At 30.2% G+C, this 25079-nt stretch carries 33 protein-coding genes and 2 pseudogenes; 34 read left to right on the top strand and 1 reads right to left on the bottom strand.

Annotated elements, in window-relative coordinates; all coding sequences use genetic code 11:
* The first annotated feature begins 359 nt into the window (after positions 1-359).
* The 10 genes from G9F72_RS13755 (at position 360) to G9F72_RS13800 (ending at position 6345) form a co-directional block, all read left to right on the top strand.
* Complete coding sequence (locus G9F72_RS13755; protein ID WP_164955227.1) at positions 360-632, top strand: hypothetical protein; 273 nt, start codon at positions 360-362, stop codon at positions 630-632.
* Between the two features lie 39 nt (positions 633-671).
* Complete coding sequence (locus tag G9F72_RS13760; RefSeq protein ID WP_164955228.1) at positions 672-1169, top strand: NUDIX domain-containing protein; 498 nt, start codon at positions 672-674, stop codon at positions 1167-1169.
* 90 nt (positions 1170-1259) lie between these two features.
* Positions 1260-1796 (top strand): GNAT family N-acetyltransferase, encoded by a 537-nt coding sequence (locus G9F72_RS13765; protein WP_164955229.1) that lies wholly within the window; start codon positions 1260-1262, stop codon positions 1794-1796.
* A 65-nt stretch (positions 1797-1861) separates the two neighbouring features.
* Positions 1862-2212, top strand: coding sequence for an inorganic pyrophosphatase (locus G9F72_RS13770; RefSeq protein WP_224676130.1), 351 nt, complete (start codon positions 1862-1864; stop codon positions 2210-2212).
* Positions 2213-2292: 80 nt separating this feature from the next.
* Positions 2293-3174: a GNAT family N-acetyltransferase gene (locus G9F72_RS13775; protein ID WP_164955231.1), complete on the top strand. Its 882-nt coding sequence runs from the start codon at positions 2293-2295 to the stop codon at positions 3172-3174.
* Positions 3175-3586: 412 nt separating this feature from the next.
* Positions 3587-4000 carry an NUDIX hydrolase gene (locus tag G9F72_RS13780; protein WP_164955232.1) on the top strand — a complete coding sequence of 138 codons (414 nt, stop codon included), beginning with the start codon at positions 3587-3589 and terminating at the stop codon, positions 3998-4000.
* A gap of 121 nt (positions 4001-4121) precedes the next feature.
* Entirely contained in the window at positions 4122-4547 is a 426-nt protein-coding gene (locus G9F72_RS13785; protein WP_164955233.1) for a GNAT family N-acetyltransferase, read from the top strand.
* Positions 4548-4634: 87 nt separating this feature from the next.
* Positions 4635-5063 carry an NUDIX hydrolase gene (locus G9F72_RS13790; protein WP_164955234.1) on the top strand — a complete coding sequence of 143 codons (429 nt, stop codon included), beginning with the start codon at positions 4635-4637 and terminating at the stop codon, positions 5061-5063.
* A 136-nt stretch (positions 5064-5199) separates the two neighbouring features.
* A complete protein-coding gene (locus tag G9F72_RS13795; RefSeq protein WP_164955235.1) occupies positions 5200-5769 on the top strand; it encodes a GNAT family N-acetyltransferase in 570 nt (189 codons plus the stop codon).
* A gap of 96 nt (positions 5770-5865) precedes the next feature.
* Entirely contained in the window at positions 5866-6345 is a 480-nt protein-coding gene (locus G9F72_RS13800) for a nucleoside deaminase (protein ID WP_164955236.1), read from the top strand.
* A gap of 19 nt (positions 6346-6364) precedes the next feature.
* Here the strand turns inward: G9F72_RS13800 and G9F72_RS13805 are convergent, their stop codons facing one another.
* On the bottom strand, positions 6365-7660 hold the full coding sequence (locus G9F72_RS13805) for a helix-turn-helix domain-containing protein (protein ID WP_164955237.1): 1296 nt from the start codon (positions 7658-7660) through the stop codon (positions 6365-6367).
* 169 nt (positions 7661-7829) lie between these two features.
* Here G9F72_RS13805 and G9F72_RS13810 point away from each other — a divergent pair, with 169 nt between their 5' ends.
* The 24 genes and pseudogenes from G9F72_RS13810 to G9F72_RS13925 all read left to right on the top strand — a co-directional run bounded on the left by G9F72_RS13810 (position 7830) and on the right by G9F72_RS13925 (position 25023).
* Positions 7830-8609 (top strand): class I SAM-dependent methyltransferase, encoded by a 780-nt coding sequence (locus tag G9F72_RS13810; RefSeq protein WP_164955238.1) that lies wholly within the window; start codon positions 7830-7832, stop codon positions 8607-8609.
* Positions 8610-8827: 218 nt separating this feature from the next.
* A complete protein-coding gene (locus G9F72_RS13815) occupies positions 8828-9598 on the top strand; it encodes an adenosine deaminase (RefSeq protein ID WP_224676131.1) in 771 nt (256 codons plus the stop codon).
* A gap of 274 nt (positions 9599-9872) precedes the next feature.
* Entirely contained in the window at positions 9873-10250 is a 378-nt protein-coding gene (locus G9F72_RS13820) for a cytidine deaminase family protein (RefSeq protein ID WP_164955239.1), read from the top strand.
* The gene (locus tag G9F72_RS13825) at positions 10250-10462 is read left to right on the top strand and encodes a hypothetical protein (RefSeq protein ID WP_164955240.1); all 213 of its coding nucleotides are present in this window, start codon (positions 10250-10252) and stop codon (positions 10460-10462) included. The genes G9F72_RS13820 and G9F72_RS13825 overlap by 1 nt, the downstream gene beginning before the upstream one ends.
* A 15-nt stretch (positions 10463-10477) precedes the next feature.
* Positions 10478-10693: pseudogene (locus tag G9F72_RS27630) on the top strand (GNAT family N-acetyltransferase); the annotation flags it as partial.
* A 215-nt stretch (positions 10694-10908) separates the two neighbouring features.
* Positions 10909-11475 (top strand): hypothetical protein, encoded by a 567-nt coding sequence (locus G9F72_RS13835; protein ID WP_164955242.1) that lies wholly within the window; start codon positions 10909-10911, stop codon positions 11473-11475.
* A gap of 201 nt (positions 11476-11676) precedes the next feature.
* A complete protein-coding gene (locus G9F72_RS13840) occupies positions 11677-12135 on the top strand; it encodes a GNAT family N-acetyltransferase (protein WP_164955243.1) in 459 nt (152 codons plus the stop codon).
* A gap of 50 nt (positions 12136-12185) precedes the next feature.
* A complete protein-coding gene (locus G9F72_RS13845; RefSeq protein ID WP_164955244.1) occupies positions 12186-12947 on the top strand; it encodes a class I SAM-dependent methyltransferase in 762 nt (253 codons plus the stop codon).
* A gap of 108 nt (positions 12948-13055) precedes the next feature.
* Positions 13056-13583, top strand: coding sequence for a histidine phosphatase family protein (locus G9F72_RS13850; protein ID WP_164955245.1), 528 nt, complete (start codon positions 13056-13058; stop codon positions 13581-13583).
* Between the two features lie 76 nt (positions 13584-13659).
* Entirely contained in the window at positions 13660-14577 is a 918-nt protein-coding gene (locus G9F72_RS13855; protein ID WP_164955246.1) for a hypothetical protein, read from the top strand.
* A gap of 366 nt (positions 14578-14943) precedes the next feature.
* A pseudogene (locus tag G9F72_RS13860) lies at positions 14944-15482 on the top strand (Type 1 glutamine amidotransferase-like domain-containing protein).
* A gap of 187 nt (positions 15483-15669) precedes the next feature.
* The gene (locus tag G9F72_RS13865) at positions 15670-16524 is read left to right on the top strand and encodes a carbon-nitrogen hydrolase family protein (RefSeq protein ID WP_164955247.1); all 855 of its coding nucleotides are present in this window, start codon (positions 15670-15672) and stop codon (positions 16522-16524) included.
* An 18-nt stretch (positions 16525-16542) separates the two neighbouring features.
* Entirely contained in the window at positions 16543-17232 is a 690-nt protein-coding gene (locus tag G9F72_RS13870; RefSeq protein WP_164955248.1) for an HAD family hydrolase, read from the top strand.
* A gap of 101 nt (positions 17233-17333) precedes the next feature.
* Positions 17334-17963, top strand: coding sequence for a hypothetical protein (locus tag G9F72_RS13875; protein ID WP_164955196.1), 630 nt, complete (start codon positions 17334-17336; stop codon positions 17961-17963).
* A 319-nt stretch (positions 17964-18282) separates the two neighbouring features.
* Positions 18283-18423 (top strand): GNAT family N-acetyltransferase, encoded by a 141-nt coding sequence (locus tag G9F72_RS13880; RefSeq protein WP_411955955.1) that lies wholly within the window; start codon positions 18283-18285, stop codon positions 18421-18423.
* 385 nt (positions 18424-18808) lie between these two features.
* Positions 18809-19375 carry a flavodoxin family protein gene (locus tag G9F72_RS13885; RefSeq protein ID WP_164955250.1) on the top strand — a complete coding sequence of 189 codons (567 nt, stop codon included), beginning with the start codon at positions 18809-18811 and terminating at the stop codon, positions 19373-19375.
* 358 nt (positions 19376-19733) lie between these two features.
* Positions 19734-20036 (top strand): hypothetical protein, encoded by a 303-nt coding sequence (locus tag G9F72_RS13890; RefSeq protein ID WP_164955251.1) that lies wholly within the window; start codon positions 19734-19736, stop codon positions 20034-20036.
* A gap of 160 nt (positions 20037-20196) precedes the next feature.
* On the top strand, positions 20197-20382 hold the full coding sequence (locus G9F72_RS13895; protein ID WP_164955252.1) for a cysteine-rich CWC family protein: 186 nt from the start codon (positions 20197-20199) through the stop codon (positions 20380-20382).
* A 162-nt stretch (positions 20383-20544) separates the two neighbouring features.
* Positions 20545-21024, top strand: coding sequence for a GNAT family N-acetyltransferase (locus tag G9F72_RS13900; protein ID WP_164955253.1), 480 nt, complete (start codon positions 20545-20547; stop codon positions 21022-21024).
* A gap of 42 nt (positions 21025-21066) precedes the next feature.
* Positions 21067-21645 carry a GNAT family N-acetyltransferase gene (locus tag G9F72_RS13905; RefSeq protein WP_164955254.1) on the top strand — a complete coding sequence of 193 codons (579 nt, stop codon included), beginning with the start codon at positions 21067-21069 and terminating at the stop codon, positions 21643-21645.
* Entirely contained in the window at positions 21635-22453 is an 819-nt protein-coding gene (locus G9F72_RS13910; RefSeq protein ID WP_164955255.1) for an alpha/beta fold hydrolase, read from the top strand. Before G9F72_RS13905 ends, G9F72_RS13910 begins: the two co-directional genes overlap by 11 nt.
* An 82-nt stretch (positions 22454-22535) precedes the next feature.
* On the top strand, positions 22536-23402 hold the full coding sequence (locus G9F72_RS13915; RefSeq protein WP_164955256.1) for a nucleoside monophosphate kinase: 867 nt from the start codon (positions 22536-22538) through the stop codon (positions 23400-23402).
* Positions 23403-23504: 102 nt separating this feature from the next.
* Positions 23505-24242 carry a peptidase E gene (locus tag G9F72_RS13920; RefSeq protein ID WP_164955257.1) on the top strand — a complete coding sequence of 246 codons (738 nt, stop codon included), beginning with the start codon at positions 23505-23507 and terminating at the stop codon, positions 24240-24242.
* A gap of 61 nt (positions 24243-24303) precedes the next feature.
* A complete protein-coding gene (locus tag G9F72_RS13925) occupies positions 24304-25023 on the top strand; it encodes a metallophosphoesterase family protein (RefSeq protein ID WP_164955258.1) in 720 nt (239 codons plus the stop codon).
* The last annotated feature ends 56 nt before the right edge of the window (positions 25024-25079 follow it).

Raw genomic sequence — 25079 nt, forward strand, 5'->3', positions numbered from 1 at the left:
TGCAGCTACAGTACTTCTTTTTGTAGCCTCATAACTACCTCAAATAAGTAATTCTAAAATTCTAGGCTTTGGAAGTGGATTTGGTGTTACCGCAAATCATTTAGCAAAGAACGGGAGAATAAGCCAACTATATCAGATTTAATAGAATATTGGAATAGAGAATTTGTTAATTGCACAGTTGGAATGATGGGAATGGAAGAGGTTTAAAGACATAATTTGGATTTACCACAATTCATAGAAATGGTTGAAAAGCAAAAACCAATTGTTATAGTTAAGTGAAGTAAGGGGATTCTTACTTAAGCACCCATAAGTTTTATTAAATTAAGCTGGATTATTAACTTTTTTAAAGGAGTTGTTTTTTGAGTTTATATATGTTTATTGCATCTGATTTTCCAATGCCATTTGTAGATTATAGTAGAACTAAATATTTTAAATTTAAAAAAGGAGTTAAAATTAATGTTGATGATGATGGAATAATTTATCATTATACAAATGATAGCGATAGAAATTCTCCTGATTTATTAATACCTTGTCGTCAAGAAGAAGCAGATACCATTGTTGTTGATTCAGAAGAAAGTCTTCAGGAAATACAAATCTCTAAAGGATACAAATACGATTATACTCATGCATAATTAGGCGAATTAATCTTTATAAACTGAGGAGGAAAACTTATGGAGTATTTTGATATTTTAAATAAAGATGGAAGTAAAAGCGGTCAAATAGCACTAAAAGGTGCCCTAATGTCAAATGGTCAATATTATTTAGGCGTACATGCATATATACATAACTCAAAGGGAGATTTCTTGCTACAAAAAAGATCGGAAACAAAAGATTTTTTACCCGGTGGATGGGATATACATATGGGACATGTTATCGCTGGGGAAACAAGTGAAACAGCTATCACTAGAGAAATACAGGAAGAATTAGGTATAAAGATAGAAAATATAACCTTCATAAAAAGGATAACTTGGGAAAAACATAATCATTTTATTGATATCTATGCAGCATGTAAAGATATTAATATTTGTGATTTAACATTGCAAAAATCCGAGGTAGAAGATATTAAATATATTTCAAAAAATGAAATGATAAAATTAATAAAAAGCATGGATTACAGACCAGAAGAGTATAGAACTATAATGGAGAATTATGTTAGAGAAATTCATTAAGGATTTTGGATTATAGGTATATTACATAGCTAATTTGAATGGCAGAGGTGGGTAGTTATGAAGGAGGTTAGGTACGAGGGGGATTATTAAATGAAACATTTTATTTTAGAAAATGGAGATTCAGTTGTAATCAGGGAAGCAAAGGTTTCTGATGCAAATAAAATTTTAGAATATGTTAATACAATCAGTAGTGAATCAGATTTTTTAACTTTTGGACAAGGAGAATTTATAAAAAGCGTTGAACAGGAAGAAAAACATCTTGATAATACATTGAGACAAAACAACGCTATTTATATAATTGCTGAAATTGATAAGAAGGTAGTTGGAAGTTTAAATTTCTCAGCAGGTTCAAGACCAAGAATAGTACATACTGGAGAATTTGGTGTTAGTGTTTTAAAAGAATATTGGGGAAATCGGATTGGAACGGAACTAATAAAATATTTAATTGAATGGAGTAAACAGTCAGGGGTGATAAGAAAAATAAACTTGATAGTTAGGGATGATAATTTTTCAGCGATCCACGTATATAAAAAATTAGGATTTACTCAAGAAGGAATAATAAGTAGGAATTTACAGATTAACGATAGATTCTATGATGCTTTATATATGGGGTACAAAATTGACTAATATGATTATATATTTGATAAGAAATGGTAAAGATTATTTATGTTGCGGAGAGGATGATAAATATTTTGGAGAAAAGTTATGATATTTTGGGGAATACAGTTACAGTAACAGTTGATAGACCACTAGGTACATATCATCCCAAACATAGAACTATTTTTTACACTGTAAATTATGGCTATGTTGAAGGGGTTATTGCTGGTGATGGTGAGGAACAGGATGCGTATATTGTAGGGGTTAACGTTCCTGTGAAAAGTTTCAATGGCAAGGTAATTGCTGTGATTCATCGGTTAGATGATGTGGAGGACAAATGGGTTGTTGTCCCAGAAAATATGGTATTAACAGAAAATGAAATTAAGAAGGCAGTCCAATTTGTAGAAAAGTTTTTCCAATCAAAATATTATTGTTTATATACTTAACGCCACTAGTTTAGAAAAATTACTGAATAATAGAAAATAAGAAGAATATTTATTTATTACTTTTAATTTGGAGGTTAAAAATGCTGAGTTACCGTAAATTTGATAAAGAAAGTGATTATAATATAATGCGCCGTATAGTGCAACATAATTGTGTGCAAACTGGGCATCTATATCCCCAGTTACATGTAGGCAATCTGGATTTTGAAAGATATGCTTTCGAAGAAATTCCAGATATATTGTATAAGACAACTTTGCTTGTGACTGACGATAAAATAGAATTTGGGTTTATCACATTCCAGGAAGATGAGTTTTCCATAAGTGTTCTTTCGAATTTTGAACACTTTAAACAAGATATACTGGATTATATAGAACATAATTGTTATATGAAGGGGACCACTATTACAACAGAGGCTAATGCTGAAGATGACCTGTTAAGTAGTATTTTGGAAGAACGGGGGTATACCAAAACTGAATATTTCCGTTTTTGCGGTATATGTGATTTATCTAAAATACAGCCATATCCTTCATTGCCGCGTGGATTCAGCCTACGTCTAACGCAGAAGAAAGATGTATCAAGACGTGTAGAATTATTTGGCCTCGCTACTGGAGGAATAGGAACAACCTCAGAAAGATATGAAAGAATGATGAATTCTCCCTCATACGGTGATGCAATGGATTTTGTAGTTCAGATGTACAATGAAGAAATCATTGCTTACTGTACAATTTGGGACGACCCTGTCAGTAAGATAGCAATATTAGAACCTGTTGCCTGCGTAGAGGAACATCGCCGTAAAGGCATTATGAAAAGCACTTTATTATATGGGATGAATGTGTTGAAAGAGCGTGGAACTAAATATATATACGTAGGTACAGGAGGCAAAAACATTGCTTCACAGACGCTGTATAAGAGTGTTGGTTTTTTAGAATATGGGGCAGACTGTGAATGGCAGAAGACACTATAATATTTTAAAGTGATTGCATCTAAAGAACTATTTTCAATTTCTAAATCCGATATCGCAGATCACTTTAATATAGAAGATGAAATAATCACTGATATTATCCATAAATGATCTTGGAATTGAGGTTATACCTGAAAAACCAAATGGATATAAATTTGAAAGCTTTTTATTTGATATATTTGCTAATTTGAAGGATATGGCTGCTATATAAGTTAAGTGTGAAAAGAGTTTGATCCTCTAACTTCATATTTTGGTGAAAACATTGTCTTGGATAAAGCAATGGATAAGATTCTAATGGATAGTATTATAGAATTATAAACTCTACAATGTAGATAAAAAAGCAATTGATATTAAGCCTAAATAAGACACGGTGGCAACCACTTTGTTGCACCGATTTAATAAAGGGGGATTTACTATGGAAGATGGTAAAAAAATTTACTTTGCAGTTAAGGCATTTATATTAAATGAAGGTAATTTCTTGATTATGCATAAAAGTAGAGTAGAGGAAGATATTTGGGAACTACCAGGAGGTAGAATGGAGTTTGGAGAATCTGCTGAAGAAACTTTAATAAGAGAATTATTAGAAGAAACAGGACTTCTAGTTACTCCCATTAAATTGTTAGATACATGGAATTGTGTGTTTGACAATTATCAGATTACTGGAATTATCTATTTATGCAAAATTAAAAATACTGAACTCAAGTTGTCGGATGAACATGACAATTATAAATGGGTAAATGCAGATGCTGGATCTATAATTAACATGTATGATGTTTTTAAGGAGAAAATGATAAATTGGAATTGGGATGAGATTAAATCATTTAAATAATCTAAATTTATAGTTAAATCGCATAATTCTTAGAGTGTCCATCAAAATGATTTTGATGAATGAACATCTGTAGAATAAGACGTACAAAAAATATATAAATTAAATAGGAGTGAAACTAAATATGAAAAATTATGTTATTGAGGAAAGCACAAGAGAAGAATATAATTTAGTTGATAAAGGGATAGTTGAATATAATTTATCGAAAGTTCCTTTTACACAAGAACCATCTTTTATTCCAATTAATAAAGTTATAAAAGGAGCAAATGGAGAAGTGCTTGCAGGAATAAATAGTATATTATATTGTTGGAATTGCTTATATATAGATGTTTTGTGGGTTAAAAAGGAGTTTAGAGAAGAAGGTTATGGTACGGCACTTTTAAATGAGGTAGAGAAAATTGCAAAAGAAAGAGGGTGCAAATTAATTCATTTAGATACTTTTGATTTTCAAGCAAAAGATTTTTACCTTACACAAGGATATGTGGTTTTTGGTGTGTTAGACGATTGCCCATTGGAACATAAACGATATTATATGAAAAAAAATATATAATTCACATTTTTCCATATTGTGATGAGGTGTAGTATTCAAATTGTTTATTAATACAGAAAATTAATACAGAATGAAGGTGGTAAATCTATGGAAATAGAATTTTACGAGTTAGGAAAATTTGATGAAGAAAATTTGAAATTCGCAGTAATAAGCGCTGTATATCAGGGGAAATGGATTTACGTTAGAGAAAATCAGAGGAACTCTTGGGAGATTCCTGGCGGGCATAGAGAAATAGGTGAAAGCATTGAAGAAACAGCTAGAAGAGAGCTGTTTGAAGAAACTGGTGCGAAAAAATTCAATCTGAAACCTGTTTGTGAATATTCTATTTACAATTTTTCTATGAATAATTCTAATGAGAAATCTTATGGAAGGTTATTTTTTAGTGAGGTAGAGGAGATAGGAGATTTACCAATTTCAGAAATAAGTGAGATAAAATTATTTGACGGATTACCAGAAAATCTAACCTATCCTGAACTTAATTCACTTATGTATAAAAAAACACTTCATTTAAAATAAATACATAGAGGGGTTAACTAATAGGTATTTCCATGAAATGAAGACATAATTAAATATAATATAAAAAATAAGCTTAGAAGAAAGTGATTGCAAGAGAATGATTTGAAAATATATTATCAAAGAGGGGTAGAACATAATGAGTAAAATGAATTTTGAATTTGACAACTTTCCTCAACTTGAGAGTGAAAGATTTATCTTAAGAGAAGTGAAAGAACAAGATTATATATCACTTTATGAAATATATTCAGATGAAGATGCAGTAAAATATCAGCCGATATGTACTATGAATACAATAGAACAAGCAGAGAAATCTGTACAAGCCTTTTTACAAGGATTTAAAAATAAAAAATTTATCAGATGGTGCATAGCTACTAAAGAAAATGATACAGTTGTTGGTTTAATTACACTCCATGATTTTAATATTTGCAACTCTCAAGCAGAGATAGGATTTATGCTTAATAAAAAGTACTGGAGACAAAATACAATGGGAGAGGTATCACCTGAAATCATTAAATTTGCCTTTGAAATAATTGGACTAAATAGAATAGAAGCATTAATACATCCAGATAATATTGCTTCAATTAAATTAAGTGAAAAGTTAGGATTTCTGAGAGAAGGATTTAAAAAGGAATCTGCTTATAATAAGAGAACTGATGAATATGAAGATAGATTAATATTTGGGATAACTAAAAATAATATTAAATAAGGTTCAGTTTTAGAACGAACCGTCTTAGTAAAAAATGATTGCTCATAAGTTATTGGATTAATAAAAGGTTTTATCTTGGAGAAGAGGTGATTTGCTTTGGCATTTTCTGATGAGTATTTTATGCTAGCAGCAATTGAAATGGCACAATATGCTAGAGATAAAGGGGAGGATCCTTTTGGAGCTGTGCTTGTATATAATGCACAAATAGTTCATAAATCATATGATCGTAGCATTGAGTTGTGTGACCCCACGTTTCATGCAGAGTTAGCCTTAATTAGTGAATATTGTAGGTTAAATCACAAGTTTAATTTACAAGGATATTCACTCTATTCAAGTGCAGAACCCTGCGTTATGTGCTCAGGATCAATCAAATGGGCACGCATTTCCAAGGTGATATTTAGTGTATCTCAAAGTATGCTTCAACAAATGAGTGGTGGTAGGACAAAGCCAAGCTGTGACAGCATACTTAACACAGGTAAGAAAAAAATAGAGGTCATAGGTCCATTTATGTCAGATGAGGGTTTAAAAGTTTTTGATGGATATACATTTATACCAAAGAATGACCGGATTAAATAATAATTTCAATTAATCAGATTTAACTTAATAACTCATGGTATAAGTTATTTGCATCTTTGTATTTTCTCTTGCTTTCAAGATGTTTTATTAGTAAAAGCGTTATCTTATAATGAATATCTAAATATCCTGTATCTCTATATAATGGTAATATAATATCTGTTACTTGTTTATAAAATATATCTTCATTAAAGTTAAAAATACTTAAAGATAAACAATAAAGATAATTGTAATGCACTGAATTTTTATATGAATCAGTTAAGAATTTATCGAATATTTCTTTATAATTGAAAACATCATTTAATTTTTTATGGGCTTCTATGCAGATACAAGCACCAAGTATGGGTTGTTCACTTGCATGCCATGCAGATTTTGTCCAGCGTTTATCAGTTTCCCATGAGTTTAATGGCTTCATAGCAAGATGACAATATTCAATACTTTTATCATACTTACCCATTTCCAAATATAGTTTAGCCAGGTTAGTATATACAGCAAAAATATTTTTATCTAGAGTAAAATAGTCAGAACCATTAGCTACAGAGGTTAAATGAAATTCCGCCTGTTCGTACATTTTTAAAAAAATATAACTTGAACCTAAAAAACTATGACACTCTAGGGAATTCCTGTATCGTCCTGAAAGTGAATAACTATTTAATGCCTTCTCCAGATAAATAATACTTTTTAAATGCTGCCAGTTTAGAGAATAAGCCACACCCAAGCGATAATTAATCCATGGTGTTTCCTTGATTTTGTAAGCTTTCTCTAATCTTCTGATGCCTTCAGTGTGGCTTATATATTCATAGAGAAATCTTCCTGTACTTAACATATATACATATTGAAGATTTTGGTCTAAACTGCTGTAAACTTTATCTAGCATATTAATAGAAGATTCCAGTTCATTATAGCTTTTTCTTTCCACTAAAATATCGTACATTAGAGAATAAATATTAAATTCTATGTTATAAGGTGAATTACGTATAAGCGCTTCTAAAGTAGATAACTCATTATAAGTAATTTCAGCAGATTCATAGTCAAAACTTTCTACTTGAAACATCAATGTATGAAATTTTTGACGGATTAACCCAATATCCTTTGCGTCTGTTATATTAGTAATTCTTAGCTTTTTTAACAAAGCCTCTATTAACTCACTTCTAAGTTTCTTTTTACCATTTTCGAAATAGCTTAAGTGGCTGGTAGAACATATTCCACGGGCTAAAGCTTCTTGACTAATACCTTCTTTAATCCTATTGTATTTAATCCAAGCTGATAAAAAGTCGTATTCAAATTTATTACATAATATGTAAACAAAGTTATCCATAAACACCATACCCCTAAAATTTGATATATATGACTTAAAACAGTCATATTACATATAAATTATAACACTTAAATAAGATTTATTTAACTTATTTTTCAATATTAATGTTTTGCTATTGTAAGATTATTCTATTACAATTAAATTATAGAATTAAAAAGGTGGTTTTCGTATGATTAAAGATAGTAATTTCTCGAAAAATCAAAGTGAAACATTTGATTTGGCATCAGATTATTATGATAAATTTAGACCTAGTTATCCACAAGAACTTATAAACTGTATCATTAGTGAAACAGGTATTGACACTAATTCAAGAATACTTGAAATAGGTGCTGGAAGTGGGAAGGCAACAGAATTATTTGTTAACAAAGGGTTTAATATGTATTGCATAGAACCTGGAGAAAACTTAGCGGCAGTAGCAATGAAAAGATTTGGACCTACTAGCCTGGTTGAATATTGTACATGTCGTTTAGAAGCTTGGGAGGAGAGGAAGGGATATTTTGATTTAGCAATTTCAGCACAAGCCTTTCATTGGGTTCCAAAGCCTATAGGCTTTCTAAAGTGTGCAAGTGCATTAAAGTCTAACGGATTTATTGGATTGTTTTGGAATCTCTATCTAACCTATAATGAGCCAATCGACGCTGAACTTAGTGAAACAGGAATGTTTCTTTTACAGTCTGAAGCATCTTGTGAGGAACGTATCAAGTCTCATATAGAGGAAATAAAATCAAGTGGTTGTTTCAAAGAAGCTATAGTATATAGATTCCCATGGGCTCAAAGATATACAGCTGACGAGTATATAGGATTTATGAAAACAGGTAATACATATCTAAGTGCTAGTGAAAATGATAGGCAAGCAGCTGAGGTTAAGGTGAGGGAACTTATAAATAGATATGGTGGATTCATAGTAAGACAATATCTATGTGTGCTGTTTCTTGCGCAAAAACGTTAAATTATTTCTAATTCACTTTTATGACAAATTAACATTGAGGGGTGTAATATGAGAGAAAAATTTATTAGTGCACTAGAAAGTAACGATTTAGATGAAATGAGAAAATACCAAAAGGAGATTTACACAACCATAGCTCAATAGGTGGTAATAAAAGATACATCGAAGAATGGGCTGGTGTAAGTATACCAAAGCCGCCTAATTTTAAGGGTCTTGATGATATGCAGCAGTGGTATAGACAAAATATTAAACTCTTGCTAAAAGGAACGTTAGGTTATGAAAAACTAATAGAAGCAGCCTTTGTACAGGCAAAGATGGATGGTGTTAAGGTACTTAATATGAGTTTCGGTATTGGGGAAGTAGTTTGGTATGACAACTCTGTAGATAATATGGTACAAGCATTGAAAAGAATTCACCAAAGTTTTGCTCCAGAGATTCTTTTCATGCCAGAAATAGCATTGAGCTCATTTACACCTATTGATGAAATAAATGAAAGGCTAAATCAGTTTTTAGCTCAGAATTATTTCAAATCCATTGATATGTATGGAGATGAATTTGCTGTTCCAAGTTTTAAAAAAGTATATAGAAAAGCTAAAGATAAAGGCTTGATTTTGAAAGCACATGTAGGTGAATTTGGAACAGCTGAATTAATTAGAGAGGCTGTAGAAGAATTAGAACTTGACCAGGTACAACATGGAATAGCTGCCGCAAATTCTCAAAGTGTCATGAGATGGTTATGTGACAACAAAATACAGCTTAATGTATGTCCGACAAGTAATGTTTTACTTAGTAGGGTAGAAAGTTATAAAGTTCATCCCATTAGAAAACTATATGATAATGGGATTAAAGTAACTATAAATACTGATGATATGCTTATTTTTGATCAAAGTGTTTCTCAGGAATTTTTCAACCTTTATAATGCTGGTTTGTTTAAAGCAAATGAACTAAATGAAATAAAAGAAAATGGTCTAGCAGTAGTTTTCAAAACATAAATTAAATCCCAATCTTCATGTATTGCACCACTACTTATTAAGTAGTATGAATAATATTCAAAGATAACTGGAGTAGGACTGGCTTAAAGTGGTGGGCCTAAACTTTGTATAATAAAATATTGACGTCCGCCTTGACTGGTGGACTATTTTTATATAGTAATGTGTAAATTTATGACTTATAATCTATATATAGGTTAGTTAGTTGAGGAGCGAAGTGTTAGTAAAATAAGGCGAAGAATATTTATAATAAACATAGTATGAAAGGAGAATAACTATGACATTTGATGAATTATATGATATTGCAAAAAATACATTAAATCCTAAAAAACTTTCGAAAAAATCTTATTCAGGTTCAGTTGCTGCAGCAATTTTGAGTGAAAGTGGAAGAGTTTATACTGGTGTATGTATTGATACACCAAGTTCTATGGGGTTTTGTGCAGAGCATGCTGCCATTGCTACTATGATTACTGCTGGCGAGAGCAAAATAGTAAAAGTGATTGCAGTTTATAAAGATGGAACAATAATTCCACCTTGTGGAAGATGTAGAGAATTTATTTGTCAAATTCATGATGAAAATCATAAATGTGAGGTAATGATGAAAAAAAATATAATCCTTACTATTGATGACTTATTACCGTATCATTGCGAATAGTGAAATTTTCAAGCAAAATAGCTACAAATGAAATTGAGGATTCAAAAAATCTTCTTGAAATTGTATTGAAAAACTATGATAAAAACAAACAGGATTTTCAAGCTTTATTTTTAAAAGATTCTGTAAAATATATTGGGGAAGCTGGTATTTTAACTTATAACAACCAAAATAACAGAGCGGTAATTGGATACAATTTACTACCTGAATATTAGAGTAATGGGTATGCAACTGAAATAACAAAAGCTCTAGTGAAATATTTATTTGAAGATACTAAGACTGAACGAATTGAAGCCTTAGCAATGGAGGCTAATAAATCATCGACAAAGGTGTTGAAAAAGTCAGGTTTTGTTCTAGAGGGATTATTGAGACATTATGCTTATATTAATAAGCAATATTTTAATGTATGTTACTTTGGACTGATTAGGCATGATTATATATATTAGTAAATAACAAATCATACCCTTTGGTATGGCAACTCAATTATCTGCTAATATAAATTAACTTACAAGGTTACTTTTAATGATTTACAACAGATATCTTTTAACCAATTCGATGTTGAAGACTGTCGTCAATCTCGTCGTGCTAGGGAGTAGGAACATGGGCAACACGAACTACTAGACGAATCCTAAAAAAATTATTTAAATTTTGGAGGAATACAATGAACACTAGTAAGCCTTTAGTTATTGCAATTTCAGGTGGTGGAAAGACCACTATTACAACTCATTTGAACAAAATATTGACTAGCTCTAAAGCGTTATTCTTTGATGATTATGAATTTGATGGACCTGATGACATATGTGATTGGGTTGAGAGAGGAGCAGATTATAAAGAATGGAAATTGGCACCTTTGGTTAATGATTTATTCTTATTACTTTCTGATCCATTACAATCATTAGAGTACATATTACTTGATTATCCATTTGCTTATATACATAGTGAAATGTGCAAATATATAGATTTCACAATATTTATTGATGCACCGCTTGATATAGCGATGGCGAGACGAATATTGAGAGATTTTAAAGAAAGTTCTATAGAACATGTACTAAATGACCTAAATATTTATTTATCTCAGGGTAGATTCGCTTACTTAGAGATGTTAAATACAATAAAACCTAATTGTGACCTTATAATTGATGGTTCGTTACCCATAAATGTGATTGTAAATCAGATTTGTAAAAGAATCAATGTAATTTCTAAGCAAACAGAGAGTAATTATAATTGACACTTTGGTGGTAGCGGAACTGCATATAATAATATACTTCAGTTCGCTTTGCATTAGAAAACTATAAAGCCCTCTTGACATCCTAAGTTCGGTCACACTAAGGTTCGCAGGTGCCTGTAGTAAGAAACGTTATATGAAATATAAGCTTAGTAATTGAAATGATATAGTTTATGATTATTGCAGATAAGGAGTGAAGATACGATGGTAATTGTACATTTAATTGATAATAAAGAATGCATTAATGAGGTAGCTGGCTGGTTATATAAAGAATTTGTTCAGAATATTAGAAATGATATAGATTTAGATTACGTAATTCGAGCTTTACATAATCGTAGAAAAGATTCTATTCCTATTACCTTAATAGCTGTTGAAGATAATATTTGTCTTGGAACTATAACATTATTTCAGAATGATTTGAAGACAATGCAATTGACTCCATGGCTAGGTGCACTTTATGTTAAGGATATATATAGAGGTAGGGGAATAGCGGAAGAACTAATGAATGAATTAGAAGTGGTTACAAAGAAATTTGGATTTAAAGATTTATATTTGAGAACAGAGCATACAGCAGCTTATTATAGAAAACTAGGCTGGAAATATATATGTAAAACAAAAGATGAACTTGGAATAGATACAGAAGTTTTCAAGAAAGAATTATAAGATATATTTGATAACGTTATGTGAAGTTAATTTATATGGAGGTATTAAATATGAATTTGGAAGAATTAAACCCTAAGAAAAGATTTAGTAGTAGAACTCAAAATTATGCCAAATATAGACCAAGTTATCCTAATGAAATAATAAGTTATTTACATGAATTCACGGGGCTTAGCAAAACCTCAGTCATTGCTGATATAGGATCAGGGACAGGAATTTGTACTAAAACATTTTTAGATAATGGAAATACTGTGTATGCTGTGGAACCAAACGAAGATATGAGACAAGTAGCAGAACATTTACTCGAAACTTATGATAACTTTCACTCTATTGATGGATCTTCTGAGAATACTAAGTTAAAATCTGAATCAGTTGATATTATTATTGCTGCACAGGCCTTTCACTGGTTCGACCCAAAACCAACAAAGGAAGAGTTTTTAAAAATACTTAGACCTAATGGTGTAGTTGTTTTATTATGGAATATTAGAAATGTAAAATCAGATGGATTTATGCACGAGTATCTAGAACTTATAGAAAGATATGGAGAAAACTATACTAGTGAGTCAAATGGTGACATTATGCCAAAGTTTTTTGATTATAGAACTGTACATAAAAAAGTTTTTAATAATCCTCAATTAGCTGACTTTGATAGATTAAAGGGAGAACTAGCATCGTTTTCTTATATTCCAAATGAAAGTAATCCTAATTTTCAACCTATGATATCAGAGTTACAAGATTTATTTGATAAGTATAATAATAATGGAAATGTGGTTTTAGAATATGAAACCCATCTATACTACTGCAAAGTTAAATAAGAAAAGAAAGTTTACATGTTTCATATTTTACGAATAAAATCAAAGATTCATGTTGGGATAGTTAACGAATGTTATAAGCTGATTGTAAAAAAAAATTGGGGGAATAAAATGACAACTTTTTATTTAGTTAGGCACGGAGAGCCAACATATAAACCAGTTGATGAGAGAAAGTTTATTGGACATGGAAGAGATTTAGCACCATTAACTAAAAATGGAATTGAGGGAGTTAAAAAAACAGCTAACGATAGTCGACTTAAAAATTGTGAAATAATTGTTTCATCACCTTATACAAGAGCATTACAAACTGCTGCGATTTTATCAAAAGAATTAGGAATAGATTTAGAGGTTGATATAGATTTACACGAATGGGTGCCAGATATTATAAACTTTCAACATAAAACTTCTCAAGATTGTTTTGATTTATGTAAGGATTTTGATTTATATAATGGAACACCTCCAAAAGATGAACTTAAAGTATGGGAAACAGCAGAAAGTATGAAAAAAAGAATAGATAGCGTTTTAAAAAAATATACAAAGTATCAAAAGGTAATAGTGGTAAGTCACGGTATGCTTATAAGGACTATTAGAGATCAAGCTGTAATTGCACATGCAGAAATTATTGAATATTGTACATAGTAAACACAAAATCTTATTTAAATTATTATATTAATCATTATTTTTTTAGTTGCCGTCAAAGAAAGGAGATTTGAATATGAAAAAATTATCAAAAACTCTGTTAAATCAAATAAATAGCTTTATGAATACAGTAGCTAGACCATTGGAAAAATCTATATTCAATTATTATTTTAATAATTCAAGTGTTGATGATATCTTAGGTTCATTAGAAGCATTTCAAAACTTAGATGGAGGATTTGGTAAAGGTATCGAACCGGATTTTAAACTTATTGAGTCTTCACCCATGGCAACATCCATTGGCTTAAGATATTTAAGTAAGCTAGATAATAGTGATAAGGCACAAACTATGATAGCAAAAGCTATTGAATATCTTGAGTCAACTTTTGATAGTAATAGAAATGGTTGGTATAGCGTTCCAAGTAATGTTAATAGCTATCCTCATGCACCTTGGTGGGAATTTAAAAATGATATAAATATGACAGTTATTGATTATTCATGGGGAAATCCTACAGCTGAATTGATAGGCTATCTTTATAAGTATAAAGAATATCTTAATAATCTAGATATTTATTCATTAAAAAACTATGCTATATCTAATTTGAATAAACGTACAGAATTTAACTCAGAACATGAAATATTTTGTTATATTCATATGTATAATGTTCTAGACGAAGAATTTTCTAGCCAAATTGAAAATACACTAAAATTAGCTGTTTCTCAATTGGTTAACATAACCCAATCTGAATGGATAAATTATGTACCCACACCATTAAAATTTATAAACATTGATTCTATGAACTTTTTTGGAATAGAGCGTAAATTTATTGATCAGAACTTAGATTATTTAATAGATAAACTTGTAAAAAATGGTAAGATTTTGCCTGCATGGCAGTGGGACAAATATTTAGAAGAATGGGAAATTGCTAAGATTGAATGGATGGGAATCCTAACTCTTGATGCTTTATTATCGTTACGTAAGTTTAAGCGGATATAGATACAGTTAAATTAACTGTATCTAAAAAACAAGATTAAGTGTAAATCAACAGCATATTCTATGTAATTCTACTGGAGGATTTTATATGACAGTAAAAAAGATTCATATTATTGGGGGTTCTGGAAGCGGTAAAACATATATTTCTTAAAAAATTTCAAGGGATTTACACATAAAGCATTATGATTTAGATGAATTATATTGGGATAATTCAAGTGGCTCTTATGAAACAAAATCAGATATAAATAAAAGAAATGAAAATTTACAGATGATTTTATCAAAAGAATCATGGATAATTGAAGGAGTTTATTATAGTTATTAACTTCATCAGGGTTTGAAAATCCTAAAATAGGAAAAGAGTTCTTAAAGTTGATTAATAATAATCCATCAATTACCAAAATTTTATTTATTCCAACTGCTTCAAGAACAGAAGAAGAGTTATACTATGTAGAAAAGTCAAAGGAGGAACTTTTAGCAGTTGGAATAAAAGAAGAAAATATAATAATATATAATCTAGATTCCACAATTCCTGATGAAATATTAAATGAAATAAGTGTAGTGTATGTCTGTGGAATACTTTTTACCTACTTTATAAACTTAGAGAAGCAAAATTCGAAACCGTATTAACTAAGTTAATACAGCGTGGAATTTTATATGTAGGAGTAAGTGCTGGTAGTTTGCTAGCGGGACCCAATATTAATATACCTGATTATTCAGATTCAAATGATATTGGTATAAGTGATTTTAACGGATTAAACATTACTAACATAGTAGTCATACCTCATTATTCAGAAGAACAAAAGGAGATAATAAAGGAAGCGAGGCAAAAGACTAAGTATTCAATCATGCATTTAACAGATAGACAAGCCTTGCTTATAGTTGGTGATGATAAAACAATAATTGAATAGATTTAAATTCTTGACTATTCACTATTTTAAAATTTTTGTATAGTCAATTTTGTAAAATTTATAACCACAATATTTACGAATACAGCATTGTAAAATTGAAAGTGTGGCTAGGTTAAGGAACGAATGGAATTAGAAATGCTATATGGACTCTATAATTAGTTCTAATTTTAGATAATAGGAGGTTTTCATGGAATTATCAGTGCTTGTGGGTCAATTCCCAATAACATTTGATATCAATATCAATTTAAAGAATATAATTTCGATTTTAGACGAAGCAGAAATAGACGATTTAGTTGTTTTACCTGAGGGAGCATTATCTGGTTATTCTGATGATATTTCGTTCCTTAAAAATATTGATATACATAAACTTGAACATGCAATTGAAAAACTTAAGCAAGAAGTTCTAAATAGAAAGATTCACCTAATATATGGGTCTTGTATCTTTGAAAATGGTAATTGGCTTAATGCAGGTATATGTCACTCATATACTGGTGCAGATTTTATATATAAGAAAATAAATTTAGCGGTTCATGAAAGAGGATATTTTCAAGCGGGAAACGAATTGTCAGTGTGTGAATTACTTATTAAAAACAGTATTGTACATATAGGAATTCAACTATGCAGAGAGATAAGATTCCCTGAGCAGTGGAGATGGTTAGCATTAAATGGTGCAGAAGTATTTGTATATTTAACAAATGCCGTTGGTGGAAGTGACATTGCTGTATGGAGAAGCCATCTTGTTAGTAGGGCTACTGAAAATCTAAGATTTCTTATAAGTTCAAATAATGCAAATAAAAATCAACATTGCCCTACTATGCTGATTTCTCCAAGTGGTGAGATAATTGAAGAAATAGTTTCAGACAGAGCAAATGTTTTCAGAAGAAAAATAGAGTTAGATAAAATATCTAACTGGTATATAAATCAATGTAGAAATGACGTTGTAAAATTGGTTAAAGGAAACGTTGACGTTAAAAAACAAATTACTGGATCTAAGGTTGAGGTAAATATTTTAAATCACATGCAATTATCAAACAATAAATAAACAAAGCGAGGATTTAATATGAAGAATGATATAAATGTTGTATTTTTCGACTTGTTCTTTACACTGGTAACACCAAAGTATAGTGATTTGAGAAATGAAAATGATGTACTAAGCATAACAAAAACACAATGGGAAAAATATGCTGAAGACAATGAATTATATGTAAAAAGGGCAACAGGCAAGGAAAAAAGTCCTCAAAAGATAATTGAAAGTATTATTCGAAAAATGAAGATAACGGTTAATGCTTGTGAGAAAAAAGAAATTCTAAAATTAAGAGAAGAGAGATTTGAAAAGTCATTAATTGATGTAGATGTAACAATTCTTGATGTTCTTTTAGATATAAAAAAGAAGGGGACGAAGTTATGTTTGCTTAGTAATGCAGACATAATTGATGTTATGCATTGGGAAAAATCTCCTCTAAATAATTTATTCGATGATACAATATTTTCATATCAAGTAGGCTATTTAAAACCTCAAACTGAAATCTACGAAATTGCACTAAAGAAAATGAATGTTAATCCAGAAAACTGCATGTTTATTGGAGACGGTGGTTCTGATGAATTAAAAGGTGCAAAACAATTAGGAATAAAGACAATATTATCAGGCTATTTACTAAAAAGAGACAAAGAAGAACATAACACAATAAAAGAATTTGCGGATTATTATATCGAAGATTTTAAAGAAATTAAAAATATATTATTTGAATAAAATGCACTGTTGTAGTTATGGCTATCCAGTAATCAAAGTCTAGCAACTAAAACGTTATAGACGTATAAGATGGCCATATAATAAATTACATGGAGGGGTTAATGGTGTCTATTTTAGGTATTTTGGGGACAATTCATAGTGAGGAAATGAGAAAAGATTTTAATTATTCGCTTGAAAAAATGGGGGAACTTATTGAATGGTTTAACCCAGATATTATTTGTGGAGAAGTTCGACCAGAAGATTGGCAAAAACATTGTAATAATAATGAATATGAAGGTTATCTTGGTCCTAATGAATATAGAAGTTTAATAATACCTTTATGCGAGAAGCATAATATTAAATTTATTCCTGTTGACTGGTATGAAGATGACTTAATAAATGTGGACTATTTTCAAGGTAAATCAGATTTAGAAGTCAATGCTTTAGAAAAACAATTTGAATCAATAATGAGTGGCTACATGGAAGTTGCTAGAAAAAGTATAATACCATTTAATTCATCGGATTTTAATAATATTGTAGAGAAAAAACAGGATTTTCAAAATAGCATAAACCCGGATGTACATAATGTATATTGGACATGTAGAAATCAGATTATGGTTGAAAGGATAAAAAAGGCTTTAGATATTAATAAAGGGAAAAGAGTTCTTTGCACAGTAGGAGCAGAACACACCTATTTTTATTATAGGAACTTGAAAGAAACCAATAGGGAAATAATTTACCCGTTAAAGTAACCTCTATTCTCTTTGGGAAATGGCTGAGGTAATTTGAAATCCTTACCTATACTATATATGACAGATTTGAATAGTTTCATTAGGCAACCGATTATATTTACGATTAATACTTATAGCACAACAAGGGATATTTTTATATTCAGATAGAGGAGAAGGATTTATGAAGATGATAGTAGCCGATGTATATGATGTTAAATTCATTGCAAAGGTTTGTAGAGATGCGAAAGTATTATATGATCCAATAATGCTTGGGGCTTTTGAATGACAAGCTAAAAAATATGAAGATAGTGGATTGCCTAATTATTACTAGATTAGAATAATTCATGAAAATAATAAAATTGGTTTTTATGCTAGTATGAACTTAAATGAAGAAGTTATATATATAGTAGTACTTTACGTATTAACGGATTATCAACGTAAAGGTTATGGAGGAAAAGTGTTAGATGAGATAATAATTTAAGCAAAGAATATCGGAATTAGAAGGTTAGTATTATTAGTACATAATAAAGCCGATTGGGCTATAAACTTTTATTTAAAGAGTGGATTTGAATTGGTTGGCAAAACAGAAGATGAAGTAATAGCCTTTGAAAAAGATATGAAGTCTGTTTATATTCCTAACACTTTTTTAATGTGTTATACATTGTAAGTTTCTTATCAAAACTTATAACTAGATTATACAAAGGGGAAGTTATATGATTCAAATAATAAAATAAAGCTGGATTTTATCCCTTAGAAGAGATAAATGAATTATGGGGAGAAAAAAAACCATGTTTGATTATGATTAAGAGTTTATAGGATAAAAATAATCTAAGGATATTTATAAATTAAGTGGGGGTAGGAGAATTATGAAAACACTAATTATTAGTGGTTCTCCAAGAAAAAATGGAGACTCAATGACTTTAGTTAATGAAATGGTAAAATATCTTGATGGAGAAGTACAAGTAATTCACACTTACGACAATAATATTAGTCCGTGTGTAGATTGCAGATATTGCTGGCATAACAAAGGGTGCTCTATTAAAGATGGAATGCAAGAGGTATATCAACTCCTTAATGAAGTTGATAATGTAATAATAGCTTCTCCATTATATTTTTCTGAACTTACTGGACAACTTTTAAGCTTTGCAAGCAGATTACAGCTATTTTTTGTTTCAAGATCCATACGAAAAGACAGCGAATTTATACAGAAAAAGAAAAATGGTGTGCTTATTATTTCAGCAGGTGGAGATACACGAAATTATGAGCGTTCATCAAGAACTGCAAATATTATTTTTCGCCAAATGAATACAACGTCAATTGGTAGTGTAAGTACGATACATACAAATACTATACCCGCCAAAGACGATATAGATGCTTTAGTTAAAGCTAGGGAACTTGCATTGAAATTAAATGAGCTACATAATCTATCATAAAATGTTAGTGAAAAGAATTATGAGATATTCTCTTCTTCAACTAACAAAAATAGTCCTCCTTGACTGGTGGACTATTTTTGTGTAGCAATGTGTAAATTTATGACTTATAATCTATATATAGGTTAGTAGTTAAACAATTACCAAGGCACATTTAACAGTGTTAGTACAGTTTCTCTAAGGATAGTGATCGTTGACAACACGAAAGGTTAGTGCAAATTCATGAGTAAGTACAGTAGAATATAAAATTATTAGAGCGTATTAATATAATTATGTTCGACAAAGATTATTTATACTAGAAGAGGTGTTATGATGAATTATACTGATTCTAAACCTATAACTGTAGGAGGAGGCTAGGAACATGAAGAGTGAATTTTCCATTAAAAATACTGGAAATATATTAGGCATTATTTCTTTTACAATACCTTTAATTAATTTTATGTTCATATTGAATTGGTTCTTAAAAATAACTTCATATCAAAAATTAGAAGGCATGCCTTTAATGCTAACACCTTTAATCTGTCCAATAGGGATCTTATTTGGTGTTTTGTCAATAAAAACTATGCCTAATAACCTTGCAAAATGGAGTATTATTTTCAATGCTATATTAATATCACTACCTTTTTTATATTGGACGTTAGGAACTTTAGTTTTTGGGCCTTAAAATCTATGTCACAAAATTCTTATATAGTGTCAGAAGCAATTATAAAATAACATTGTTAAAAACAAATCAAATATCAGTTTTATATTGATATTAAATATGTAATAAATATATAATTATATAGTTAATAAATGATAGTGAAAAGGTTGAAGGAGGAATAGTAATGAGTATTAGAGAAGAAAAGAAAATATGTCCACTTTGTGGACAAGATAATAATTGTCAACATGGGCAAGGTGGATGTTGGTGTGATACAGTTAAATTTCCAAAGTATATATTAGATTTGATTCCTAATGACAAAAGGGGTAAAGCTTGCATATGTAAGTCTTGTTTAGAAAAGTATCAGAAATAAATGATATAAGATAGTTTCAAAAGATAATATTTTCTAAATAGTTGGCTGTATGGGGATTTAATGAAGACGGAATTGATTTTTATGAAAAGATGGGAATGTCAACAAGAAACAGAGGAATGGAATTGAATTTATAGTAATTCTTTATATTTTGGGGGTGAAATAATGAATTTAGAAGCAGGTAAACTTACAGAAATACAAGCAAAAGAAATATCTAATTGGAAATATGATGGAGATTATTCAATTTATAATCTTCCTTCTTGGGAAACAATGCTTCAAGAGAAATATTCCCTAAGTGATGATGCGAAAAGAGAAAGGTATATAAGTTATGTAAATGAAAATAGTGAATTAGTGGGGTTTGTTCATTTACTAGATGGAGCTGACTCTGTATTCTTTGGAATTGGTGTCAACCCAAATGTTTGTGGTATAGGCATAGGGAAGCTGATTACGAAGATGGCTTTAATTGAAATTCAAAATAGAGTTCCTAATAAACCTGTTGTATTAGAAGTTAGAACATGGAACAAAAGGGCAGTGTGTTGCTATAAATCTCAAGGTTTTGAAATCATTGCTACAAAGCAGCAAGAAACCAAGCTTGGATTTGGTGAGTTTTATGTTATGAAATATAATTCTTCTCAAAAATTGTAGAATAAGATTTTATAGTTTATATTTTAATAAGTGGAGGTACTTATGATTAGTATTCAAGGTGACAAGATTTGTTTAAGAACATTTACAAGAGAAGAATATCATGAATATTGGAAATCCTATGTTGCAGATTCCATTATGGACCCTGATCTTTATGTTTATGATAAAAAAAGAGTAGATATAGGTTATGATTCTATTAGTGAAAAGGAGTCATGGTATCCGAGAGTAGGGATTTTTTTACCAACTGGAACGCCAATAGGTGAATTGTCTTTAAAAAGAATTAATCATGAAAAAAGCCAATGCGAACTTGGTATTGTCCTTGTCAATGGCAATTACAATGGGTTGGGATACGGAACGGAAGCTGTAGAATTGGCAATAGATTATGTGTTTAATACCTTGGAACTTAAATTCATATATGCTGATACAATGGGTTCTAATTTTAAAATGCAAAGTATATTTGGAAAATTTGGGTTTGAATTTGTAAATAGAGAAGAGCATTGTTACGATATGCATGATAGATGGGAAGATAAATTAAACTATATACTAAGAAATCCTAACATCACAAAAGGAGCATTATATAGTACCAAATTATCAGTTAAAAGGAGAAAAAATAATGCAATGTAAGGTAAAAAATGTATCTATAAACTATGAAATAACAGGTAATGGAAAACCAATTGTTATGCTACATGGTTATTATGTAGACCACAGATTAATGACTGGATGTATGGAACCTATTTTTAGATCTAAAGTGGGTTATAAAAGGATATATCTCGACTTGCCAGGTATGGGAAAATCAGAGGGTGCAGAGTGGATTAAGAGCTCTGATGATATGCTTGATATTATAATTAGTTTTATTGAAAAAATCATCCCAAATGAAAATTTCCTACTTGTAGGTCAGTCATATGGCGGATATCTTTCAAGAGGTGTAATTCACAAAATGGCGAATAGAATAGACGGTGTTTTATTAATTTGTCCACTTATTATACCAGATTATGAAAAACGAAGTGTTGAAGAGCATGTTGTTTTAGTAAAAGACGATAAGTTATTATCTAAATTGACAACAGAGGATGCTGAAGATTTTAATTCTGGGTTCGTGGTTCAAAGTGAAAAAATCTATGAAAGAAATAAAAATGAAATAATGACTGGTGTTGAAATTGCAGATAATACATTTTTACAGAGGCTTCAACAAAATGGCTATGCACTCTCATTCGATGTAGATAAAATAAATAAAAAAGTTGATAAACCTACCCTTATTTTGTTAGGTAAACAAGACGATTGTGTTGGCTATAAGGATTCATGGAATATATTGGAAAATTATCCGAGAGCAACTTTCGCTATACTTGATGGAGCGGGACATTGTTTGCAGATAGAACAGGAAAAATTATTTAATTCATTAATTAGTGACTGGCTTGTAAGAGTTAATAAGCCCTAGTATTCGTATAGTACAGCTAATTTTAAGTGGAGCTGCAGTTGCATAAATAACAAATTCTAGGGAAAGTTTGGGAGGTTATGAAATGAGTAATAATTCGATATTAGATGGTAATATAAAAATTATTGTTCAAAGAGTAGTAGCAGAAGGTTGTGGGGCAATTTTACTTACTGGTCCATCAAGTTGTGGTAAAGGTGAAATAGCTAAGGAACTGAGCAGTTTTTTATCAATACCAAAGGAAAGACATCTCTCAATGGGGGATATTTTACGTAGGACAATAAGAAAAGCACGTGAAAATGAAAACTTTAGAGATAGGCTTGCTACTGCATACAACATAAGTGATAGAATATCAGTATTTGAAGAAGCCGAAAACAGAGCAGAAAATATTTCAAAAGCTATAAAATATAAAAGTGAATTAATATTATTCTACGGGGGTAGAGAAACAATAAGTCAATTGGATTGGTTAGAGTTTTGTGTCATAGAAGGCTTATTAGTGCCTGATGAATGGACTGTAAATATTATAAATGCTACATTTGAAGACTCGGAGGAGTTTCAGAAAGAAATATTTATTCTAGATGGGTATCCACGAACAATTAAAGCAGCAGAAGAGCTATTAAACACTTTTGGTGAGTTTAATATCCCGATTATAAAAGTAATACATTTATCAATATCCAAAGATGAGATGATTAAAAGGGCTTTAGTAAGAAAAAGATTTGATGATAAAAAAGATAGTTTAGAGAAAAGATACCAGTTTTACATAGAAAATGTACAACCAAGTATTGATTATTTGAAAGTTCGTTTAGGATCATCCAAAGTTTCCTTAATTGATGCACATCAACCAGTTTATAACGATCTAGATATCATAGATATAGAAAAGTCTATAAAACAAGTTACTCTAAATGTTTTACAGTCATTAGGCTTACCTAGTTATCTATTAGATATGAAGAACTAAGAAGAGCGTATCTCGCAAGGGCTCGAGAACGTTGGTAACACGGAAGGTTAAGTGAAATTAAAAAATATAAGACTAACAATTTTTCCGAAATGGGGTTAATTAATGGGAAGAATTATATCAATTGGTGGAGGAGATTTTGGACATCTCAAAACTTTTGAAATAGATAAATATATCGTAAAATCTACCAATAAAGAAAAACCAAGAGCATTATTTATTCCAACTGCAAGTTATGACGCACCAACATATATTGAAATATTTAATAAGGTTTATGGTGAAATGTTAGGATGCCATACAGATACATTGTATCTTATAAACAACAATATTAATGAAGATGAAATAAAGGAAAAGATATTTTCTTCTGACATAATATATGTTGGTGGAGGAGATACAAAAAATATGCTAAAAGTTTGGAAAGAGAATAAAGTTGATTATTACTTAAAGCAATCATTTAATGGAGAAACCATTCTTTGTGGACTTAGTGCTGGTTCAATCTGTTGGTTTGAATATGGATATAGTGACTCTTCAAGCGAAGGGGACGAGTGTAAAAATTATATTAAGTTAGAGGCATTGGGCTTACTAAAAGGATTTCATTGTCCTCATTTTAATGAAGATAATAGGAGAGAGGGTTTCATAGATATGTTAAAACATAATGATATTTTAGGGATTGGGCTTGATAATAATTGTGCTTTAGAGGTATTTGATGATAAATTCAGAATATTAAAATCAGATAGAAATGCAAAAGCCTATAAGATATTTAATAAAAATAACGTTGTGATAACTGAAGAATTAACTAATATTGAATCATATTACTCATTAAAAAATTTTTATAATATTTTTTAGTCTACAATATTCAAGCAGTTATCTGGCTCGAAATAGTGAAATAAAAAACGAGGAGCTTAATATGGAAAGAATTGCAATAATATCGGATATTCATGGAAATATGCCTGCATTAGAAGCTGTATTAATAGATATTAAAAATAGAAATATTAAGTCTATTTTTTGTCTTGGCGATTTAGCTGGCAAAGGTCCTAGTTCTGCAGAAGTAGTAGATAAAATTAGACAACATTGTGAAGTAGTAATTAAAGGCAATTGGGATTATTATATGTCTGAAATAGATGATAATGACGTTTTAAAGTGGCACCAGAACAAATTAGGAGTTGAACGATTAAAATATATGAAGCAGTTACCAATCTATAAAGAGTTTTATATAAGCGGAAAGTTATTAAGATTATGTCATGCTTCTCCAAACGACCTTTTTCATAGAGTATACCTTTCAACTAAGCAAAGTGAACGGATGAAGTTGTTTGCAGCAACACCCACTCTTAATGCAGAAGCAGATGTAATTGGATATGGGGATATACATGGTGCTCATATAGATAATTTTGATGGAAAAACTATTTTTAATGTTGGAAGTGTTGGTAATCCACTTGAAATCCCCCAAGCTTCTTATGGAATAATTGAAGGGAAACTGAATGATAAATATAAATCATCATTTGCAATATCTCTTGTTAGAGTACCATATGACATAGATTTAGCAATTGAACAAGCTGAATTAACAGATATGCCAGATAAAAAAGAATATATTAATGAATTAAAGACAGCAATATATAGAGGTAAATGAGCAGTAGCATAGTAGTACCGGGGTTACTTAGTTTATAACACTAGATATTTTAAGGA

Source organism: Clostridium estertheticum (assembly GCF_011065935.2).
Lineage (GTDB): Bacteria > Bacillota > Clostridia > Clostridiales > Clostridiaceae > Clostridium_AD > Clostridium_AD estertheticum_A.